The 18,802-nt window shown below is 71.7% G+C and carries 16 protein-coding genes; 7 read left to right on the top strand and 9 right to left on the bottom strand.

The genetic code is table 11. The annotated features are described in order from the left end of the window. The 4 genes from ACFWGZ_RS19555 to ACFWGZ_RS19570 form a co-directional block, all read right to left on the bottom strand. Positions 1-524: dihydrofolate reductase family protein (locus ACFWGZ_RS19555; protein ID WP_382452947.1), on the bottom strand; the 524-nt coding region annotated here is incomplete at its 3' end. Next, positions 521-1,384, bottom strand: a complete 864-nt coding sequence (locus ACFWGZ_RS19560; RefSeq protein ID WP_382452948.1) for a TAXI family TRAP transporter solute-binding subunit — start codon at positions 1,382-1,384, stop codon at positions 521-523. The genes ACFWGZ_RS19555 and ACFWGZ_RS19560, both read right to left, overlap by 4 nt. Then, complete coding sequence (locus tag ACFWGZ_RS19565; RefSeq protein WP_382452949.1) at positions 1,381-2,685, bottom strand: ATP-binding protein; 1,305 nt, start codon at positions 2,683-2,685, stop codon at positions 1,381-1,383. The genes ACFWGZ_RS19560 and ACFWGZ_RS19565 overlap by 4 nt, the downstream gene beginning before the upstream one ends. Beyond that, a complete protein-coding gene (locus tag ACFWGZ_RS19570; RefSeq protein WP_382452950.1) occupies positions 2,686-3,345 on the bottom strand; it encodes a response regulator transcription factor in 660 nt (219 codons plus the stop codon). A 116-nt stretch (positions 3,346-3,461) separates the two neighbouring features. Here ACFWGZ_RS19570 and ACFWGZ_RS19575 point away from each other — a divergent pair, with 116 nt between their 5' ends. Next, on the top strand, positions 3,462-4,751 hold the full coding sequence (locus ACFWGZ_RS19575; RefSeq protein ID WP_382452951.1) for an MFS transporter: 1,290 nt from the start codon (positions 3,462-3,464) through the stop codon (positions 4,749-4,751). Here the strand turns inward: ACFWGZ_RS19575 and ACFWGZ_RS19580 are convergent. Continuing rightward, the gene (locus ACFWGZ_RS19580; protein ID WP_382452952.1) at positions 4,731-7,310 is read right to left on the bottom strand and encodes an FAD-binding and (Fe-S)-binding domain-containing protein; all 2,580 of its coding nucleotides are present in this window, start codon (positions 7,308-7,310) and stop codon (positions 4,731-4,733) included. The genes ACFWGZ_RS19575 and ACFWGZ_RS19580 overlap by 21 nt on opposite strands. A 108-nt stretch (positions 7,311-7,418) precedes the next feature. Between ACFWGZ_RS19580 and fabG the strand changes: the two genes are divergently transcribed. From fabG to ACFWGZ_RS19595, 3 genes are read left to right on the top strand one after another with little or no spacing between them, the layout of a single operon-like run. Next, a complete protein-coding gene (gene fabG, locus ACFWGZ_RS19585) occupies positions 7,419-8,123 on the top strand; it encodes a 3-oxoacyl-ACP reductase FabG (protein ID WP_382452953.1) in 705 nt (234 codons plus the stop codon). 42 nt (positions 8,124-8,165) lie between these two features. After that, positions 8,166-8,933, top strand: a complete 768-nt coding sequence (fabI, locus tag ACFWGZ_RS19590) for an enoyl-ACP reductase FabI (protein ID WP_360387204.1) — start codon at positions 8,166-8,168, stop codon at positions 8,931-8,933. Positions 8,934-8,985: 52 nt separating this feature from the next. After that, positions 8,986-10,011 carry a ferrochelatase gene (locus tag ACFWGZ_RS19595; protein ID WP_382452954.1) on the top strand — a complete coding sequence of 342 codons (1,026 nt, stop codon included), beginning with the start codon at positions 8,986-8,988 and terminating at the stop codon, positions 10,009-10,011. An 82-nt stretch (positions 10,012-10,093) separates the two neighbouring features. Here ACFWGZ_RS19595 and ACFWGZ_RS19600 read toward each other — a convergent pair whose 3' ends face one another. After that, positions 10,094-10,891, bottom strand: a complete 798-nt coding sequence (locus tag ACFWGZ_RS19600) for a hypothetical protein (protein ID WP_382452955.1) — start codon at positions 10,889-10,891, stop codon at positions 10,094-10,096. A gap of 60 nt (positions 10,892-10,951) precedes the next feature. Further along, complete coding sequence (locus tag ACFWGZ_RS19605) at positions 10,952-11,443, bottom strand: YcxB family protein (protein WP_382452956.1); 492 nt, start codon at positions 11,441-11,443, stop codon at positions 10,952-10,954. Positions 11,444-11,737: 294 nt separating this feature from the next. Here ACFWGZ_RS19605 and ACFWGZ_RS19610 point away from each other — a divergent pair, with 294 nt between their 5' ends. Then, positions 11,738-13,129, top strand: coding sequence for a sigma 54-interacting transcriptional regulator (locus ACFWGZ_RS19610; RefSeq protein ID WP_382452957.1), 1,392 nt, complete (start codon positions 11,738-11,740; stop codon positions 13,127-13,129). Then, the gene (locus ACFWGZ_RS19615) at positions 13,126-15,054 is read left to right on the top strand and encodes a VWA domain-containing protein (protein WP_382452958.1); all 1,929 of its coding nucleotides are present in this window, start codon (positions 13,126-13,128) and stop codon (positions 15,052-15,054) included. The genes ACFWGZ_RS19610 and ACFWGZ_RS19615 overlap by 4 nt, the downstream gene beginning before the upstream one ends. Before the next feature lie 579 nt (positions 15,055-15,633). Here the strand turns inward: ACFWGZ_RS19615 and ACFWGZ_RS19620 are convergent. Next, the gene (locus ACFWGZ_RS19620; protein ID WP_382452959.1) at positions 15,634-16,170 is read right to left on the bottom strand and encodes a DUF4240 domain-containing protein; all 537 of its coding nucleotides are present in this window, start codon (positions 16,168-16,170) and stop codon (positions 15,634-15,636) included. A 57-nt stretch (positions 16,171-16,227) separates the two neighbouring features. On the opposite strand from ACFWGZ_RS19620, the gene ACFWGZ_RS19625 reads away from it, so the two are divergent. After that, entirely contained in the window at positions 16,228-17,040 is an 813-nt protein-coding gene (locus ACFWGZ_RS19625) for a hypothetical protein (RefSeq protein ID WP_382452960.1), read from the top strand. On the opposite strand, the gene ctaD is transcribed toward ACFWGZ_RS19625, so the two are convergent. Further along, the gene (ctaD, locus tag ACFWGZ_RS19630) at positions 17,037-18,794 is read right to left on the bottom strand and encodes a cytochrome c oxidase subunit I (protein ID WP_382452961.1); all 1,758 of its coding nucleotides are present in this window, start codon (positions 18,792-18,794) and stop codon (positions 17,037-17,039) included. The genes ACFWGZ_RS19625 and ctaD overlap by 4 nt on opposite strands. Positions 18,795-18,802 lie beyond the last annotated feature (8 nt).

Consider the following 18,802-nt stretch of genomic DNA (forward strand, 5'->3'; position numbering starts at 1 on the left):
CCGTAGACCAGCTCGACCACACCCGTTCCGAAGGCCCTGGTGCTCCTGAGCGCCAGGGCCTTCGGCCGCTGGAAGAACGGCGTGCCGGCGCCGAGCGCGACCGGGTTGAGGTAGAGCCGGACCTCGTCGATCAGGTCGTGCTCGAAGAACGTCCCCACGAGCTGCGCGCCGCCGACCATGCTGTCGCCGGGCAGCGCCCGGATCTCCTCCGGCACGACCTCGCGCTTCACGGTGGTGTGCCACTCGGTGGTCTCGAGCGTCCGCGAGTAGACGATCTTCGGCATCTCCCGCCAGATCCGGCCGAAGTCGTGCATCGGCTTCGGCCACCCGGGGTGGGAGCCGGTGTGCGGCCAGGCTTCGAGCATCGTCTCGTGGTTGCGGCGGCCGTCGATGAACCTGTCCATCCGGGCGAGCCCGGTGTTGAAGTGCTCGTGCAGCTCGTCGTCGACGACGTGCCAGCTGATGTCGTGGCCGGGTCCCTCCATGAACCCGTCCAGCGAGATCGACGCCATGGTGATGATCATCCGTGCAACCTCCGGTATTCCGCGGCGGCGCCGGGGTGCAGGGGCACCTCGCCCGTGTCGATCAGGCTGCGCACGTCGAGGTACTGGGTGCCGAGAGCCTGCTGCGGCACGAGTTGCGCAGCCTTGCCCACGAGCAGCCGCACGACGGCGCTCGCGTAGTCGTCGCTCATGTCCGGCCGGCACACCAGCAGGTTCGGCGTGCCGATCGTGGGGACGTCGACCGGTGATCCGTAGACGCCCGTGCGGATCTCGACGCGCTCGTAGACCTTGCCGTGCTCCCGGCGCAGCTTCGGCAGGAACGTGTCGAGCGGCAGGAGCCTGATGCCGCTGGCCTTGTCGAGCTCCGGGGTCGGGACGCCGCCGGACCACAGCAGTGCCGCGATCTCGCCCGCCTGCAACGCGTCGATGGCGTTGCGCAACGGGTAGTGCTCCTCCCGCACTCCCAGCGCGAGCCTCTCGCCCTGCAGGGCGGCACCGGACCCGGCGGCACCGAGCGACACCGGTGTGCCGGCCAGGTCCGCGGCCGACCGGTACGGCGAGTCCTGCAACACCACGAGCTGCAGGTAGTTCTCGTAGACACGGCCCAGGGAAACCAGGCCGGACTCCCTGTGCGCGCTGTCGCTCAACGTCAGCGCCAGGTCGGCGGTGCCGTCCCGGAGGTGCCGGAGGTTGTCGGCGCTGCCGCCGGTCTGGACGGGCGTGATCGTCAGCGGGCCGGTGGCGAGCCGGGAGAGCAGGGCGGCGAAGTCGTTGTAGAAGCCGCCGGGTTCGCCGCCCGCGATCCGCAGGATGCCGCTGGGTTCGCCGGTCCCGCACGCGGTGAGGGCCAAGGCGCCGAGGAGGAACGTCCTCCGCTTCACAGCAGCGGCTCCCTCGGCAGCTCGACGGTGACCACCAGGCCGTGGTCGCTGCGCAGTTCCAGCGTCCCGTTGTGGGTCGTGACGATCCGTTCGGCGATGGCGAGGCCCAGGCCGGTGCCGCGCTGCGTGCCGTCGCCGCGCCAGAAGCGTTCCGTGGCACGTTCCAGGTCCTCTGTGGACATACCGGGACCGTTGTCGCGCACGGTCAGCGTCGCGCGGTCGCAGACCACGACGACCTCCGTCCCGCCGTACTTGATGGCGTTGTCCAGCAGCACGTCCAGCACCTGCGCGAGGTCCGACACCGCGCACTGCACGAGTCCGGGCGCCCGGTCGTCGACGGTGATCGTGACGTCGCGGGCCTGGGCCGCCGCGCGCCACGCGTCCACCCGGTCGTGCGCCACGACCTGGAGGTCGGCGACCTCGCGTTCGACGCCGCCCGCCGCGCGTTCGGTGGCGGTGCTCTCGGCCGACGCGAGGGCGAGCAGGCCGTCGAGCAGCGACTCCAGCCGTTCGACCTCGGTGAGCAGCGATCCGTTGCGCGGCAGCATGTCCACCCGCAGCCGCAGCGCCGCCATGGGGTTGCGCAGCTGGTGCGAGGCGTCGGCGATCAGCCGCCGCTGCTGGTCGGCGGCCTCGGCGACGGCGTCGGACATGCGGTTGAACGACTCCGACAACGCGCGCAGCTCGGCCGGTCCGGCGGTGTCGGCGACGTGCGTGCGCCGCTGCCCCTCCGCGACCGCCCGCACGCCGCGGTCGAGTTCCTTGAGCGGCCTGATCAGCCACCGGGACACGACCAGGGCCAGCAACACGCACGCGCAGGCGGCGAGCAGCGCGCCGGCCAGCACCAACGCCCACCGCCGCGCCACGTCCAGCGCCGCGACCTGCGTCGACGCCCGCAGCACCACGGCACCCGCGACCTTCGTGCCGGTGCCGACGGGACGCGCGAACAGCACGTCGCCACCGCTCCACGGCAGGACGGTCGGCACGGGCGCGGCGGGCTGGTTGCGCAGCGCGGCGTCGATCTGCGCGGACACGTCGGCGACCGTCATGCCCGACTCGACGACGGGCGCGCCGGCCGCGTCGACGACCACGACCTCCTCGCCGTAGACACGGGCGTAGCGCTCGGCCTCGGACACCACGACGTCGACGGGCAGCGTGGCGAACCGGTCCAGGTCGGCCGTGCGGCTGATGACGAACTGCTGGGTGCGCTCCGACGCCGTGCTCATCAGCAGCGGGAACGCGAACGCGGTCACGGCCGAGAGCGAGAAGAGCAGCAGCACCAACAGAAGCCGTTGCCGCATCTACTCACCGAGCCGGTAGCCGAAACCGCGGATCGTGTGCAGCAGCCCCGGCCGGTCGAGCTTGGCCCGCAACTGCGTGAGGTGCACGTCGAGCGTCCGCGACACCGCCACGAACGCGTTGCCCCACACCTCGTCCATCAGCTGCTGCCGGCTCACCGCCGTGCCCGGCCGGCGCGCCAGCACCGCCAGCACGTCGAACTCCTTGGTGGTCAACGAGATCTCCCGCCCGCCGACCACGACCTGGCGGCCCTGCAGGTCGATCTCCACATCGGACACCCGCACGACGTCACCGGACTCCTCCGGCCGCGCCGCGCTCCGGCGCGCCACCGCGTCGATGCGCGCCAGCAGCTCGGCCAGCCGCACCGGCTTGACGAGGTAGTCGTCCGCGCCGAGCCGCAGCCCCCGCACCACCGTGCGCTCGTCGCCGCGCGCGGTCAGCACGAGCACCGGCACCGGGTCGATCCTGCGGAGCTTGCGCAGCACCTCCAGGCCGTCCTGGTCGGGCAGGCCGAGGTCGAGCAGCACCACGTCGGCGTCGCGGTGGGCGATCAGCGCGTCGGCGCCCCGGCGCACGCGGGCAGGCCGGTGGCCGTTCGCCCGCAGCGCCTCCACCAGGGCGTCGGCGACACCGTCGTCGTCCTCGACCAGCAGCACCCGCATGGGAGCAGTATCGCCCCACAGGACCGTTTCCGGTGCGTGTCGACGCGCCTAAGCGACTGTAAAGAAGCCTCCGCCCAGGTTGTGAGGGGTGCCGGGCCGCCGTGATGGTGGCTGCCATGACAGTGGTTCAGGAGAAGGGCAGCGAACGCCGTGTGGTGGCGAACGTGCTGCGCGGGTCGGTCGGCAACCTCATCGAGTGGTACGACTGGTACGCCTACACCGCGTTCAGCATCTACTTCGCGGCCGCGTTCTTCCCCAAGGGAGACCAGACGGCGCAGCTGCTCAACACCGCCGCGGTGTTCGCGGTCGGCTTCCTCATGCGGCCGCTGGGCGGCTGGCTGCTCGGCCGGTACGCGGACCGGCGGGGGCGCCGGGCCGCGCTGACGTTGTCGGTCACGCTGATGGCGTTCGGGTCGCTGATCATCGCCCTGACGCCGTCGTACGCGTCCATCGGCGTGGCGGCGCCGGTCCTGCTGGTGCTGGCGCGGTTGCTGCAGGGGCTGTCGGTCGGCGGCGAGTACGCGACCTCGGCGACCTATCTGTCCGAAGTGGCCTCTCCGGCGCGGCGCGGGTTCTACTCCAGCTTCCAGTACGTGACGCTGACGGCGGGGCAGCTCATCGCGCTCGGCGTGCAGATCGTGCTGCAGCAGTTCCTGTCCAAGTCCGAGATGTCGGAGTGGGGCTGGCGGATCGCGTTCGTCATCGGTGCGACCGGGGCGATCGTCGTGATGTGGCTGCGGCGCGGCATGGACGAGTCGGCGAACTTCGAGAAGCAGGCGGCCGGCCGGGAGAAGGGCACGTTCAAGGCGCTCCTGAAGCACCCCAAGGAATGCCTGCTCGTCGTGGGGCTCACGCTCGGCGGCACGGTCGCGTTCTACACCTACACGACCTACCTGCAGAAGTTCATGGTGAACACCAGCGGCATCGACGCCGCCACGGTCAGCTGGATCAACTTCGCCGCGCTGCTCGTGTTCGTGGTGCTGCAACCGCTTGCGGGCGCGCTGTCCGACCGGATCGGGCGGCGTCCGCTGCTGCTCGGGTTCGGCGTGCTCGGCACGCTGGCCACCGTGCCGCTGCTGACGGCGCTGGCTAGGACGTCCGAGGCGGCCCCGGCGTTCCTGCTGATGCTCGGCGGGCTCGTGATCGTCACCGGGTACACCTCGATCAACGCCATCGTGAAGGCCGAGCTGTTCCCGACGAACATCCGGGCGCTCGGTGTCGGCCTGCCGTACGCGCTGACCGTGGCGATCTTCGGCGGCACGGCCGAGTACGTGGCGCTGTGGTTCAAGCAGGCGGGGATGGAGTCGGTGTTCTTCTACTACGTCGCCGGGTGCGTGCTGATCTCCCTGCTGGTGTACGGGTTCATGCGCGAGACGTCGAAGGACTCAGTCCTCGACCGAGATTAGGGCGGCGAGCGCGCTGGCCAGGTGCACGGGCCGGCGGTCGGTGGCGTGGCGGATCTGCGTGCGGCAGCTGAAGCCGTCCGCGACGACCAGCGCGTCCTCGTCGTCCCGCAACGCGGGCAGCAGGTCCTGCTCGGCGCACGCCATCGACACCTCGTAGTGGCCCTTCTCGAACCCGAAGTTGCCCGCGAGGCCGCAGCACCCCTCGACGACCCGCGCCTTCAGGCCCGCCTTCGCCAGCACGGCGCGGTCGGGCCCGAAGCCCAGCTCCGCGTACTGGTGGCAGTGCGTCTGCACGACGGCGTCCCGGCTGCCCCCGAGCTGCGGCAGGTCCGGCTCGACGTGTGCGGCGAACGTGCGGGTGGCCCGGGCGAGCGCGTGCACGTCCGGGTCGTCGGTCAGCTTCGGGGCCTCGGCGCTCAGGAACGCCGTGCAGCTCGGTTCCAGGCCGATCACCGGCACGCCCCGGCTGGTCCACGGGCGCAGCACGCGGGCCGTCCGCTCGACGACGCGGCGGGCCTTCGCGAGCTGGCCGGTCGAGTGCCACGTCAGTCCGCAGCAGACGTTGGCCGACGGCACCTCGACCCGGTTTCCCAGGTGCACCAGCACGGTCGCGGCGTCGAGGCCGATGCCCGGCTCGAAGAAGTTCGTGAACGTGTCGGGGAACAGCAGCACGGGATCGCCGGTGCCGGCCGGGTGCAGCTGCCGGACCAGCGGGGTGACCTGGGTGGGCAGCGGGCGCTGCGGGGTGAGGCCCGCGAGCCTGCCCAACCTCGCGGTGAACCGGGTGACCAGCCGGTACTTCAGCCACGTCGGCAGCCAGCCCATCGCGTAGTGCGACCGGGGCCGCAGCCTGCCCCTGTAGTGCTCGTGCAGGAACTCCGCCTTGTAGCTCGCCATGTCGACGTCGACCGGGCAGTCGCGCTTGCAGCCCTTGCACCCCAGGCAGAGGTCGAGCGCCTCGGCGACCTCCTCCGACCGCCAGCCGTCCTTGATCACGTCACCGGCGAGCATCTCGAACAGCAGGTGCGCGCGGCCGCGCGTGGAGTGCTTCTCCTCGCGGGTGACCCGGTAGCTGGGGCACATCACGCCACCCTGGGTGTTGAGGCACTTGCCCACGCCGACGCACCGGCGGGTGTCGCTCGCGAACTCGGCCCGCGTCGGGATCCTCGGCGGCGCGACGAGGACCCGCAGGTCGTCGTCGAGCGCGAGCGGGTCGACGATCCGGCCGGGGTTGAGCAGGTTGCCGGGGTCGAAGGCGCGCTTGAACTCCCCGAACGCCCGGATGGCCGCGGGCGGGTACATGCGGCTCAGCAGCTCGGACCGCGCCTGGCCGTCGCCGTGCTCGCCGGACAGGCTGCCGCCGTGGCTCACGACCAGGTCGGCGGCGTCCTGCAGGAACTCCCGGTAGCCGTGCGCCAGGTCGAAGTCGATGCGGACGTGCAGGCAGCCCTCGCCGTAGTGGCCGTAGGTGACGCCGCGCCGGCCGTGCCCGGCCAGCAGCTGGTCGAACTCGCGCAGGTAGGCGCCGAGGCGTTCGGGCGGGACGGCCGCGTCCTCCCAGCCCGACCAGGCCTCGCTGCCGTCGGCCATGCGGGTGGCGAGCCCGGCGCCGTCCTCGCGGATGCGCCACAGCGCCCGCTGGTGCGCCGGGTCGTGGATGGTCATCGAGTTCTTCGTGATCGCCGCGACGCGCTCGGGGTGGTCCTCGACCTCGACGAACAGCCAGCTGCGGCCCTCCGGCAGGTCGGGACGGGTCCGGACGCCGTGCGCGAGCGCCTCGTTCAGGCCCTCGATCGCCAGCGCGTCCTCGATCTGGACGACCTGGTCGGCGGCCTCGTAGGTGTCCGCGAAGCCGAGCACGACGAGGATCCGCCGTTCCGGCCTGCGCACCAGCTTGAGCTCCGCGCCCAGCAGCACCACGCAGGTGCCCTCGGTGCCGACGAGCTGCTGGGTGAGCGTCGGGGCGTCCAGCGCGTACCCGCTGACCCGGCGGCTCAGCGCGGGGAACCACGCCGGGTCGTGCGCCGGCAGGGCCAGCTCGGGCGGGTCCGTCGTGTCGAACCTGCGGCCGTCGACCGTCAGCACGCTCAGGTTCGCGACGTTCTCGCTGGTCTTGCCCCACTTCACCGAATGGGCGCCGCACGCGTTGTTGCCGATCATCCCGCCGATCGTGCAGCGCGAGTGCGTGGACGGGTCCGGCCCGAACAGGTACTCGCCCGCGCTCGCGTTGATCCGGTCGAGCACCGCGCCCGGCTGCGCGAACGCCCGGTCGCCGCTGATCTCGAACGAGGTCAGGTACCGGCTGAAGTCGATCACCAGCCCGGTGCCGCAGGCGTTGCCCGCGATGGACGTCCCCGCTCCGCGGCTGGTGATCGGCACCCGGTGCTCGGCGGCCAGCGCGACGGCCGCGGCCACGGCGTCCGTCGTGCGTGGACGGACGACGACCCGCGGCACGTGCCGGTAGTTCGAGGCGTCCGCCGAGTACAGGGCGCGGCTCGCCGGGTCGTCGAGGACGTCGCCGTCCACCTCGCGGCGGAGCTGGTCGAGGAAGGCCCGCATCACCCGATCATGCCTGCCCGGATGTGACATGGCTCCGCCGATGCCGGACTACCTGCCGGTAGCCGATAGCCTCACCCGGTCAACCAGCAGCGATCGCAGGGAGAGCTAGTGAGCCGGTCCGTTCTCGTCACCGGAGGCAACCGCGGTATCGGACTCGCCATCGCGCAGGCGTTCGCGGCGCAGGGCGACAAGGTCGCGGTGACGCACCGCGGGTCCGGCGCTCCCGAGGGCCTGCTCGGCGTGAAGTGCGACGTGACGAACGCGGAGGAGATCGACGCGGCGTTCACCGAGGTCGAGGCCGCCCACGGGCCCGTCGAGGTGCTCGTCTGCAACGCCGGCATGACGCAGGACACCCTGCTGCTGCGGATGAGCGAGGAGCAGTTCACCTCCGTCGTCGACGCGAACCTCACCGGCGCGTTCCGCTTCGCCCAGCGCGCCTCGCGCGGCATGCTGCGCAAGAAGTTCGGCCGCATCGTCTTCATCTCGTCGGTCGTCGGCCTCACCGGTGGCGCCGGCCAGGTCAACTACGCCGCGTCCAAGGCGGGCATGGTCGGCATGGCGCGCTCGATCGCGCTGGAGCTGGGCTCGCGCAACATCACCGCCAACGTCGTCGCGCCGGGCTTCATCACCACGGACATGACGAACGAGCTGCCCGAGGCCGTCCGCGAGGCCGCGCTGAAGCAGATCCCCGCGGGCCGCTACGGCGCGGCCGAGGAGATCGCGCGCGCCGTCACGTTCCTCGCCGCCACCGAGTCGGGCTACGTCAACGGTGCCGTGCTGCCGGTCGACGGCGGCCTCGGCATGGGCCACTGAAGTTTTTCGTTCTCGTTCTTTCTCGGGAAAGGGTTGGACCAAGTGACCGGACTGCTCGAAGGCAAGCGACTGCTGATCACCGGTGTGATCACCGACGCGTCGATCGCCTTCCACGTCGCGCGCGTCGCCCAGGAGCAGGGCGCCGAGGTCGTGCTGACCGGGTTCGGCCGGATGAGCCTCGTGCAGCGCATCGCCCAGCGCCTGCCCAAGCCCGCGCCGGTGGTCGAGCTCGACGTGCAGAACCAGGAGCACCTGGACACGCTGGCCGAGCGCGTCGGTGAGCACGTCGACGGTCTCGACGGCGTCGTGCACGCCATCGGCTTCGCGCCGCAGAGCTGCCTCGGCGCGCCGTTCATGGACGCGCCGTGGGAGGACGTCTCCGTCGCGATGCACGTGTCGGCGTACTCGTACAAGGCGCTGGTGCAGGCCGTGCGCCCGATGCTGTCGCACGGCTCGTCGGTCGTCGGTCTCGACTTCGACGCCCGTCAGGCGTGGCCCGCCTACAACTGGATGGGCGCGGCGAAGGCGGCGTTCGAGTCGATCAACCGCTACATGGCGCGCGACCTCGGCCCGGACGGCATCCGCGTGAACCTGATCTCGGCCGGTCCGGTGCGCACGATGGCCGCGAAGTCCATCCCGGGCTTCGGCGAGCTGGAGAAGATGTGGGGCGAGAAGGCCCCGCTGTCGTGGGACGTCGACGACCCGACGCCGGTCGCGAAGTCGGTGTGCGGCTTGCTGTCCGACTGGTTCCCGGCCACCACGGGCTCGATGGTGTTCGTCGACGGCGGCGTGCACTTCCTCGGTCTCTGAGGTCACATCGGTTCGTCGTGTGGGGCGCGGGGGCGTCTGATTGGATGGAGCGGTGAGTTTCGATGCGCTGCTCTGGCTGTCGTTCGGCGGCCCAGAAGGTCCTGAGGACGTCCGCCCCTTTCTCGAGAACGTGGTGCGCGGACGTGGCGTGCCGCCGGAGCGGCTGGACGAGGTCGAGGCCCACTACCAGCACTTCGGCGGCGTGTCGCCGATCAACCGGCTGAACCAGGACGCGATCGAGGCCGTCCGCGCCACCGGGTTCGAGCTGCCGATCTACTTCGGCAACCGCAACTGGCACCCCATGGTCGAGGACACCGTCGCGCAGATGAAGGCCGACGGCGTGCAGCGCGCGCTGGTGTTCCCGACGAGCGCGTACGGCGGCTACTCCGCGTGCCGCCAGTACGACGAGGACATCGTGCGGGCGCTGCAGGCCGTGCCCGGCGGCCCCGAACTGGTGAAGCTGCGCCAGTTCTTCGACCACCCGCTCTTCATCTCGGCGTTCGCCGACGGCGTCCGTGCCGCGGCCGAGTCCCTGACCGGCGCCTACCGGCTCGTCTTCACCGCGCACTCGGTGCCGGTGTCCGCCGACAAGGCCGCCGGACCGCCCGAGGAGGGCGGCTACCGCTACTCGCGCCAGGTCGTCGAGGCGTCGCGCCTGGTCGCCGCCGAGCTGGGCGTGACGGAGTACGACGTCGTGTGGCAGTCGCGGTCGGGCCCGCCGCAGATCCCGTGGCTGGAGCCGGACGTCGTCGACCACATCGACGCGCTGCACGCCAAGGGCGTCACCGGTGTCGTCGTGTGCCCGATCGGGTTCGTGTCCGACCACCTCGAGGTGGTGTGGGACCTCGACACCGAGGCCCGTGAGCGCGCCGCCGAGCTGGGCATGGAGTTCGCCCGCGCCGCCACGCCGAACGCCGACCCGCGCTTCGCCGAGCTCGTGGTCGAGCTGGTTGCCGAGCACACCGCCGGCGCCCCCGTGCGGAAGCTGTCGTCGTTCACGTCGGCCGGGTGCACGGTCAACGGTGCACCGTGCGCGCCGCTGTGCTGCGAGCCGGTCAAGAGGCCCGTGCGCGCCTGACGTCCTGTCCTGCTCGCGTCCACTGCGGACAGTGGGCGCGAGCGGTCGGAACGCCCGAAGCTGGCGGCCGCGGGCGCTCGGGTCAGTGCCGGCCCGCGCCGCTGTCCGCCAGCACCCGCACGGCCTCGTCGACCGCCGCGCACCGCGCCCGCCGCACCGCCTCCGACACCGGCCGCAGCGCGTCGGTGCGCGCCGTCATCGCCGACGCCGACACGGCGCCGCCGGGGGAGTCGGACCTGGCCACGGACAGGATCGCGTCGACCTCGGCCGCGCGCTGCAGCACCCGCAGGCAGCGGGGCGGCATGGCGTCCGGCCAGGGCAGGGCCGAGTTCGCGGCGGCCAGGTCGGTGATCTCCTTGCGCACGTTCGGGCGGTGCTTGGCCACGTCGAGAGCGGCCAGGGCCGCCGTCGCCTCGCGCAGGGCCGCGCCCAGGCCGTGCTCGGCCTCGCCGATCGGGATGTGCTCCAGGCCGTTGGACGACGGCAGGTCGAACACCGTCCAGCGCATCACGCCGTCCGCCACGATCTTCGGCACCAGTCCCACGTGCACGGACGGGATCACCAGCGCCTCGCCGGAGCGGAGCGCGCACGTCGCGAGGGGACCCTTTCCGCCGAGGCCGCGCACGTCGCCCGGTACGGGCAGCACGAGGCGTGCGGAGGTCGCGCCCGCACGCCGCAGGGCGGCCAGCAGCAGCGCGGGGCCCACAGGGGCCTCGTCGGGACCGGGGAGGTCGAGCGCCGTGGCGGTGCCGTCGTCGTCGGCCACCACCTCGTGCTGCTCGGCCCACGTGTGCAGGGCGTCGAGGACGTCGTCGGCGGCGGCCAGACCGTGCAGCCATCCCGACGTCCACACGACCAGCGTGGCACTCGCACAGGACACGCGACGAGATTACGTGGCCCTGCCCCGGAAGTCCCACCCGGTGTGCCCGATCCGAGACGTCTAGTCGGCTGAACCGATGTGCTTCTCGAGAAGGGTGCGGAACGAGGTCATGTCCTCATCGGACGCGAAGGCCCGGTGCGGCACCGAGAGCGACCCCGCGCCCTCGTCCAGCGTCTGCAGCACGAAGCCCTGCTTCGTCTCGGTCCAGCCCGGCAGCTCCTCCCACGAGATCTCCTCGCGCACGGAGTTGCCCACGGCCATCCGGAACGACTGGTCGTCCGCGCTGCCGACCACGGTGCGGCTGATCATCTCGTCCGACGAGAAGCGCCACCACACCGCGACCGGCTCCATCAGCCCGATCACCAGCGCGCACACCAGGCCGAACAGCGCGACGAACACCATGTCGTCGAAGCCGGCCAGCAGCACGACCGAGATCGCGGCGAACGCGAGGGCGAACCACGGCGCCCACCGGACCATCGGCACCATCGCGCGCAGGCTGGCCCGCCAGTCCGCGGGGGAGGGCGCCCAGTTGAAGTCGACAGAGTTGCTCATAGCGCCCCGCATTCTGCTGCACGGCGACGGGCCGCATCCGGGGGATGACGAAAACAGGACCTCCGCACACCGAGGCGCGGGGCGGTTCGCTCACGGCGTACAGCGCTACGGCACCGAGGTGCCCGTCCTGCTGTGGGCATGCGGAAGGCGGGTGTTCGGCATCTGTTTCCTGCGTTTCGCCGGTGTGCGGGCTCGTGGGCCGCGGAAAACGCGGATCCCGCACGGTGCCCGGGGTGTCGGGGCTGGAGTCGCTCCACGTCGACGGGTCCGGCTTCGGTGCGTAGCGTCGTCGGCGTGACCCAGAACCTGGCCCGCACGGCGGGCGAACTGCGCGCCGCCGGGCACCTGCCGCGCGGCGTCAAGACCGAGATCAGGGAGAACCTCCTCGCGGCGTTGCGCGAAGGACGCAACCCGTGGCCGGGCATCGTCGGTTTCGACCGCACGGTGCTGCCGCAGCTGGAGCGCGCGCTCCTGGCCGGGCACGACGTCGTCCTGCTCGGCGAGCGCGGGCAGGGCAAGACCCGCCTGCTGCGCACCCTGGTCTCCCTGCTCGACGAGTGGACGCCCGTCATCGAGGGCTCCGAGCTGGGCGAGCACCCGCTCGACCCGATCACGCCCGAGTCCCGCAGGCGCGCCGCCGAACTCGGCGACGACCTGCCGGTGGTGTGGCGGCACCGCGACGAGCGCTACGCCGAGAAGCTCGCGACGCCCGACACCTCGGTCGGCGACCTGGTCGGCGACGTCGACCCGGTGAAGGTCGCCGAGGGGCGTTCGCTCGGCGACCCGGAGACGATCCACTACGGCCTGCTCCCGCGCTCCCACCGCGGCATCATCGCCATCAACGAGCTGCCCGACCTGGCCGAGCGCATCCAGGTCGCGCTGCTGAACGTCATGGAGGAACGCGACATCCAGGTCCGCGGCTACACGCTGCGGCTCCCGCTCGACGTGCTGCTCGTCGCCACCGCGAACCCCGAGGACTACACCAACCGCGGCCGCATCATCACGCCGCTCAAGGACCGCTTCGGCGCCGAGGTCCGCACGCACTACCCGCTCGAGGTCGACGCCGAGGTGGACATGGTCCGCCAGGAGGCCGAGCTCGTCGCGGAGGTGGGCGACCACCTGCTGGAGATCATCGCCCGGTTCGTGCGGCACCTGCGCGAGTCGTCGTCGATCGACCAGCGCTCCGGCGTGTCGGCGCGGTTCGCGATCGCGGCGGCGGAAACCGTCGCCGCCTCGGCGCTGCGCCGGTCCGCGCTGATCGGCGAGACGCCCGCGATCGCCCGCCCGATCGACCTGGAGTCGGTGCCGGACGTGCTGCGCGGCAAGCTCGAGTTCGAGGCGGGCGAGGAGGGCCGCGAGGAAGAGGTCCTCGTGCACCTGCTGCGCCGCTCGATCGCCGACACCGCGCGCGCCCGGCTCGCGGGGCTCAACCTCCGCGCCCTCGCCGAGGTCGTGGCCGACGGCCACCCGGTCGCGACCGGCGACCGCGTCCACGCGGGCGACCTGCTGGCCGCGCTGCCGGAGCTGCCGATCCTGCACGAGGTCGCGGCACGGCTGGGCGCGGGCCCGAAGGACCCCGTCGGCCGCATCGCCTCCGCGGTGGAGCTGGCCCTCGAGTCGCTCTACCTGACTCGCAACCTGTCGAAGGACACCTCCTCCGACGACGACCGATCGGTGTACGGATGAGATATCGCTACGGACGCTGGGGTGGTGGCGCCGATCCGCTGGCGCCACCGGTCGACCTCCGCGCGGCCGTCGACGAGCTCGGCCGCGAGATCATGGAGGGCGCGTCCCCGAACTCCGCGCTGCGCGAACTGCTGCGGCGCGGCGTCGACGGCACCCGCGGCCTCGACGACCTGACGTCGCGGCTGTGGCAGCGGCGGTCCTCCATCCAGCGCCGGCACCGCCTCGACGGCACGCTGACCGAGGTCCGGCAGCTGCTCGACAAGGCCCTGGAGGCCGAACGCCGCGCGCTGTTCCCGGACCCGTCCGACGACGCGCGCTTCCGCGAGGCCCAGCTCGACGCCCTGCCACCGGGCACGGCGGCGGCCGTGCAGGAGCTCTCCTCCTACGACTGGCGGTCGCGGGAGGCCCGCGAGGCGTTCGAGCAGATCCGCGACCTGCTCGGCCGCGAACTGCTGGACCAGCGCTTCCAGGGCATGAAGAACGCGCTGTCCAACGTGGACTCCGCGGACGTCGAGCGGATCCAGCGGATGCTGCGCGACCTCAACGCGCTGCTGGAGGCGCACGCCGCCGGCGCCCCGGACACACCGCGCCGGTTCGACGAGTTCATGCGCAAGCACGGCGACTTCTTCCCGGAGAACCCGCGCAACGTCGACGAGCTCATCGACGCGCTCGCGGCCCGGTCGGCCGCGGCGCAGCGCATGATGAACTCGATGACCGACGAGCAGCGCGCCGAGCTGTCCGCGTTGTCGCAGCAGGCCTTCGGCGGCATCGGCTCGCAGCTGTCCACCCTGGACTCGCTGCTGCAACGCCTGCGCCCCGGCGAGGACTGGACGTCGTCCGCGCGGTTCCGCGGCCAGGACCCGCTGGGCCTGGGCGAGGGCGCGCAGGCCATGGCGGACCTGGCCGAGCTGGACGCGCTGGCCGAACAGCTCTCGCAGTCCTACCCCGGCGCCCGCCTGGAGGACATCGACCTGGAGGCCCTCGAACGGCAGCTGGGCGAGTCGGCCTCGGTCGACGCGCGCCGGCTGGCCGACCTCGAGAAGGCCCTGCGCCAGCAGAACATCCTCGAACGCGCGCCGGACGGCTCGCTGCGCCTGACCCCGAAGGCGTTGCGGCGCCTGGGGGAGACCGCCCTGCGCGGTGTCGTCGACCAGCTGCGCTCGTCGCAGGGCTCGCGGGAGACGACGTCGGCGGGCGCGGCGGGCGAGCTGATGGGCTCGACCCGGCCGTGGCAGTTCGGCGACACCGAACCGTGGGACGTGCCCCGGACCCTGCGCAACGCCGTGCTGCGCTCGGGCGCGATGTCCCTCGACGTCGTCGACCTCGAGGTGTCCGAGACGGAACACCGCACGCGTGCGGCCGTCGCGTTGTGCGTGGACACCTCCTGGTCGATGGTGCAGGACGGTCGTTGGGTGCCGATGAAGCGCACGGCCCTGGCGCTGCACCACCTGGTGCGCACCCGGTTCCGGACGGACGCGCTGCAGCTGGTGACGTTCGGCCGCTACGCCGAAGCCGTGGACATCGGTCAGCTCACCGCCCTCGAGGGCGTGTGGGAACAGGGCACGAACCTCCACCACGCGCTGCTGCTGGCGGGCCGCCACCTCCGGCGCCACCCCGACGCCCAGCCCGTGGTGCTGGTGGTGACCGACGGCGAGCCGACGGCGCACCTCGAGCCCGAGGGCGACGCCGAGTTCAACTACCCGCCGCTGCCCAGGACGCTCACCAAGACGCTGAACGAGGTCGACGCCCTGGCGCGCTTGGGCGCGACGATCTCGGTGTTCAAGCTCGGCGACGACCCGCGGCTCGCGCAGTTCGTCGACATCGTGGCCCGGCGCGGTGGTGGCCGGGTGGTGTCACCGGACGAGGAGGGCCTCGGCGCCGCGGTGGTGAGCGACTACCTGAAGTCGAGGCGCCGGCGGCGCTGACCGCGGGTGTCGGGTGCGGGCCGTCTTGCGCTGGGGTGGGTGCAGGACGGTTCGCGTGCGGGTGGTGTCGGGCCGACGGCGGCGCTGACCGTGGGTGTCGGTGCGAGCGGTCTTGTGTCGGGTCGGGTCGGGTGCGGGGCTGTGCGGGTGGTGCCGGGCCAGCCGGCCGGTGCCGCTGGCAGAGGTGTGTGGTGGCTGGACGGGCGTCGCCCCACCTGAAGTCGAGGCGCCGGCGGCGCTGATCGCGGGTGTCGGGTGCGGGCCGTCTTGCGCTGGGGTGGGTGCGGGGCGGTTCGCGCGTGCGGGTGGTGTCGGGCCGACGGCGGCGGCCGATGCTGTCGGCGGAGGTGTGTCGTGGCCGGAAGGGCGTTGGCAACCACCTGAAGTCATGGCGCCGTCGCCCGTCACGCTGGCGCGAGCCGCGTTGCGTGGGGCGGCTCGCGTGCTGGGCGGCATCGAGCACTGGCCGAAGCCCAGGCCCCGCTGACCGGCGGGCTGTCGCAAGCGTCCGTGCATCGGGGCCAAGCGCAGGAGGGCGCGGCCAGCGCTGGTGCCGCGCCGGGGCGCCAGGCCGCCGCGTCAGAGGTCGTACAGCGCGGCCAGGCGCGGTAACCGGGCCGCCATCTCGGCGCCGTCGTCGAAGTCGAAGTCCCACTGCGGGTCGAGCTCCGGGTAGCGGATGCGGAAGGCGTCCTGCGGCAGCTGCATGCCGGTGGCCTTGATGTGGGCGTTCCACGCGATCGACAGCGCGTCCTCGCCCTCGAGCTCCTCCCCGCTCTCGGCGGCGGCCACCACGACGGGCAGCCCGGCCAGTGCGTCGGGGTCGGCCAGCACGGCCTCGTAGGTCTCGCGGCCCTGGGTCAGGAGCCAGCCGCGGAAGTAGTCGAAGCCGTCGTCGGAGCAGCCGCCGTTGATGACGTAGGCCGCCGCCCACAGCGGGTTGAGGTACGAGGCGGCCATGAGGTCCCACAGGACCTGCTGGGCGGCGACGATCTCGGCCGGGGGCCGGTCGGCCAGCAGGTCCGTCGCCGCGGCCACCACGGCCTCGGTGTCGGACGGGTCGGCGACGGCCGCCCTGGCGTCGGCGATCAGCTTCCAGAAGGTGTTCGAGTCCACGGGGCGAAGCTTGGCAGAGGGGTCTGACAATTTCCGGCGGGCGGCTAGGTTGGAGACATGATCAGGACTCTGTTTCGCTCGCTCGAACCCGTGCACGGGATGATCTACTTCGCCCCCGAGGCGGACAGCCGGTACGCGAGCGCGGGCCTGGACCGGCCCGGCGGCTACTTCGCGTCACGGGCGGCGGCACTGGGGCCGGTCGGGCCCGAGGTCGTGATCGCGACCTTCTACAACTTCAACCCCGACCTCGTGCGGGCGCGCATCCCGCAGGCGTGGGAGAAGGTCACGCCGCAGCGCATCCTCGAGCTGCGGCTGGAGGCGGCGGACGAGGCGCTGCGCAAGGTGCTGCCCGACGACGTCAAGGAGATCACCGAGCTCGCCAAGCGGGCCGCCGAGCGGTCCAAGGACATGCTGCACGGCCGGCCGCTCTTCGCCGCCCACGCGAGCCTGCCCTGGCCGGACGACACGCTGCTGCAGCTGTTCCACGCCCAGACGTTGCTGCGCGAGTTCCGCGGCGACGGCCACCTCGCGGCGCTGCTGCGGCACGGCATCACCGGTCTCGAGGCGCTCGTGCTGCACGTCGCGACGGGCGACTACCCGGCCGACGCGCTGCGCAAGACGCGCGCGTGGTCGCAGGAGCAGTGGGACGCGACCGTCGAGGACCTGCGGCACCGCGGTCTCGTCGGCGAGGACGCGCTGCTCACCGAGAAGGGGCGCGAGTTGCGGCAGGGCGTCGAGGACGAGACGGACCAGATGGCCGCCCCGGCCTACGACGTCCTGTCCGACCAGGAGAAGGAGCGGTTCGTCGAGCTGGCCACGCCGCTGAGCAAGGCCGTCGTCGAAGGCGGCCTCATCCCCGGCAAGCGCTAGGAGTCTTCCCGTTCCGTGGAGGCGAGCGCCTTCTCGGTGGTGTCGTCCTTGCCCACGCGGTGCTTTCCGGGATGCGTCAGCGAGAAGTGCGCTTCCTCGCGCATGCGCTCGACCATGTGCGGGTAGTGCAGCTCGAACGCCGGGCGTTCCGACCGGATGCGCGGCAGCTCCGTGAAGTTGTGCCGCGGCGGGGGCGACGACGTGGCCCACTCCAGCGAGTTGCCGTAACCCCACGGGTCGTCCTGCGGGGCCGGGTCGCCGTAGCGGTAGGAGCGGAAGACGTTCCACACGAACGGCAGCACGGACGCGCCCAGCACGAACGAGCTGATGGTCGAGAACGTGTTGAGGAACGTGAACCCGTCCGACGGCAGGTAGTCGGCGTAACGGCGCGGCATGCCCTCGTTGCCCAGCCAGTGCTGCACGAGGAACGTGCCGTGGAAGCCGAGGAACGTCGTCCAGAAGTGCAGCTTGCCCAGCGGCTCGTTGAGCATCCGGCCGGTCATCTTCGGGAACCAGAAGTAGATGCCCGCGTACGTGGCGAACACGATCGTGCCGAACAGCACGTAGTGGAAGTGCGCCACCACGAAGTACGTGTCGGACACGTGGAAGTCGACCGCCGGCGAGGCCAGCAGGATGCCCGTCAGGCCGCCGAAGAGGAACGTGACCAGGAAGCCGATCGAGAACAGCATCGGCGACTCGAAGGTCAGCTGCCCCTTCCACATCGTGCCGATCCAGTTGAAGAACTTGATGCCGGTCGGCACGGCGATGAGGAACGTCATCAGCGCGAAGAACGGCAGCAGGACCGCACCGGTGGCGTACATGTGGTGCGCCCACACGGCCACGGACAGCATCGCGATCGCCAGCGTCGCGAACACCAGGCCCTTGTAGCCGAACAGCGGTTTGCGGCTGAACACCGGGAAGATCTCCGTCACGATCCCGAAGAACGGCAGCGCGACGATGTAGACCTCGGGATGGCCGAAGAACCAGAACAGGTGCTGCCACAGGATCACGCCGCCGTTGGCCGGGTCGAACACGTGCGCCCCGAGGTGCCGGTCGGCCGCGAGGCCCATCAGCGCCGCCGTGAGGATCGGGAACGCGAGCAGGATCAGCACGGACGTCACCAGGATGTTCCAGGTGAAGATCGGCATCCGGAACATCGTCATGCCCGGCGCGCGCAGGCAGACCACGGTGGTCGTCATGTTGACCGCGCCGAGGATCGTGCCCAGGCCGGAGATCGCCAGGCCCATGATCCACATGTCGGCGCCGACACCCGGCGAGTGCACGGCTGAGGACAGCGGCGTGTAGGCGAACCAGCCGAAGTCCGCCGCGCCGCCCGGCGTGACGAACCCGCCGACGGTGATGATGCCGCCGAAGAGGTACAGCCAGTACGAGAAGGCGTTCAGGCGCGGGAACGCGACGTCCGGCGAGCCGATCTGCAACGGCAGGACGAAGTTCGCGAACCCGAAGAGGATCGGCGTCGCGTACAGCAGCAGCATGATCGTGCCGTGCATGGTGAACAGCTGGTTGTACTGCTCGTTCGACAGGAACTGCAGCCCGGGCCGCGCCAGCTCGCCGCGCATCAGCAGCGCCATCACGCCGCCGACCATGAAGAACACGAACGACGTGGTCAGGTACATGATCCCGATCTGCTTGGGATCCGTGGTCTTGAACAGCGAGAGGAAGTACGAACCCTTCGGCCGTGCGCGCGCAGCCCCCGGATGGGGCACAACGGGCGTGGGCTTGATCGTGGTCATCGCGCCTC

The sequence above is a fragment of the Lentzea sp. NPDC060358 genome (genome assembly GCF_042725365.1).
GTDB lineage: Bacteria > Actinomycetota > Actinomycetes > Mycobacteriales > Pseudonocardiaceae > Lentzea.

Excerpts from the sequence above, each read along its gene's own strand:
- ACFWGZ_RS19565 (WP_382452949.1), bottom strand. The coding sequence starts at position 2,685 with ATGCGGCAACGGCTTCTGTTGGTGCTGCTGCTCTTCTCGCTCTCGGCC.
- ACFWGZ_RS19570 (WP_382452950.1), bottom strand. The coding sequence starts at position 3,345 with ATGCGGGTGCTGCTGGTCGAGGACGACGACGGTGTCGCCGACGCCCTG.
- ACFWGZ_RS19575 (WP_382452951.1), top strand. The coding sequence starts at position 3,462 with ATGACAGTGGTTCAGGAGAAGGGCAGCGAACGCCGTGTGGTGGCGAAC.
- ACFWGZ_RS19580 (WP_382452952.1), bottom strand. The coding sequence starts at position 7,310 with ATGCGGGCCTTCCTCGACCAGCTCCGCCGCGAGGTGGACGGCGACGTC.
- ACFWGZ_RS19605 (WP_382452956.1), bottom strand. The coding sequence starts at position 11,443 with ATGAGCAACTCTGTCGACTTCAACTGGGCGCCCTCCCCCGCGGACTGG.
- ACFWGZ_RS19615 (WP_382452958.1), top strand. The coding sequence starts at position 13,126 with ATGAGATATCGCTACGGACGCTGGGGTGGTGGCGCCGATCCGCTGGCG.
- ACFWGZ_RS19625 (WP_382452960.1), top strand. The coding sequence starts at position 16,228 with ATGATCAGGACTCTGTTTCGCTCGCTCGAACCCGTGCACGGGATGATC.
- ctaD (WP_382452961.1), bottom strand. The coding sequence starts at position 18,794 with ATGACCACGATCAAGCCCACGCCCGTTGTGCCCCATCCGGGGGCTGCG.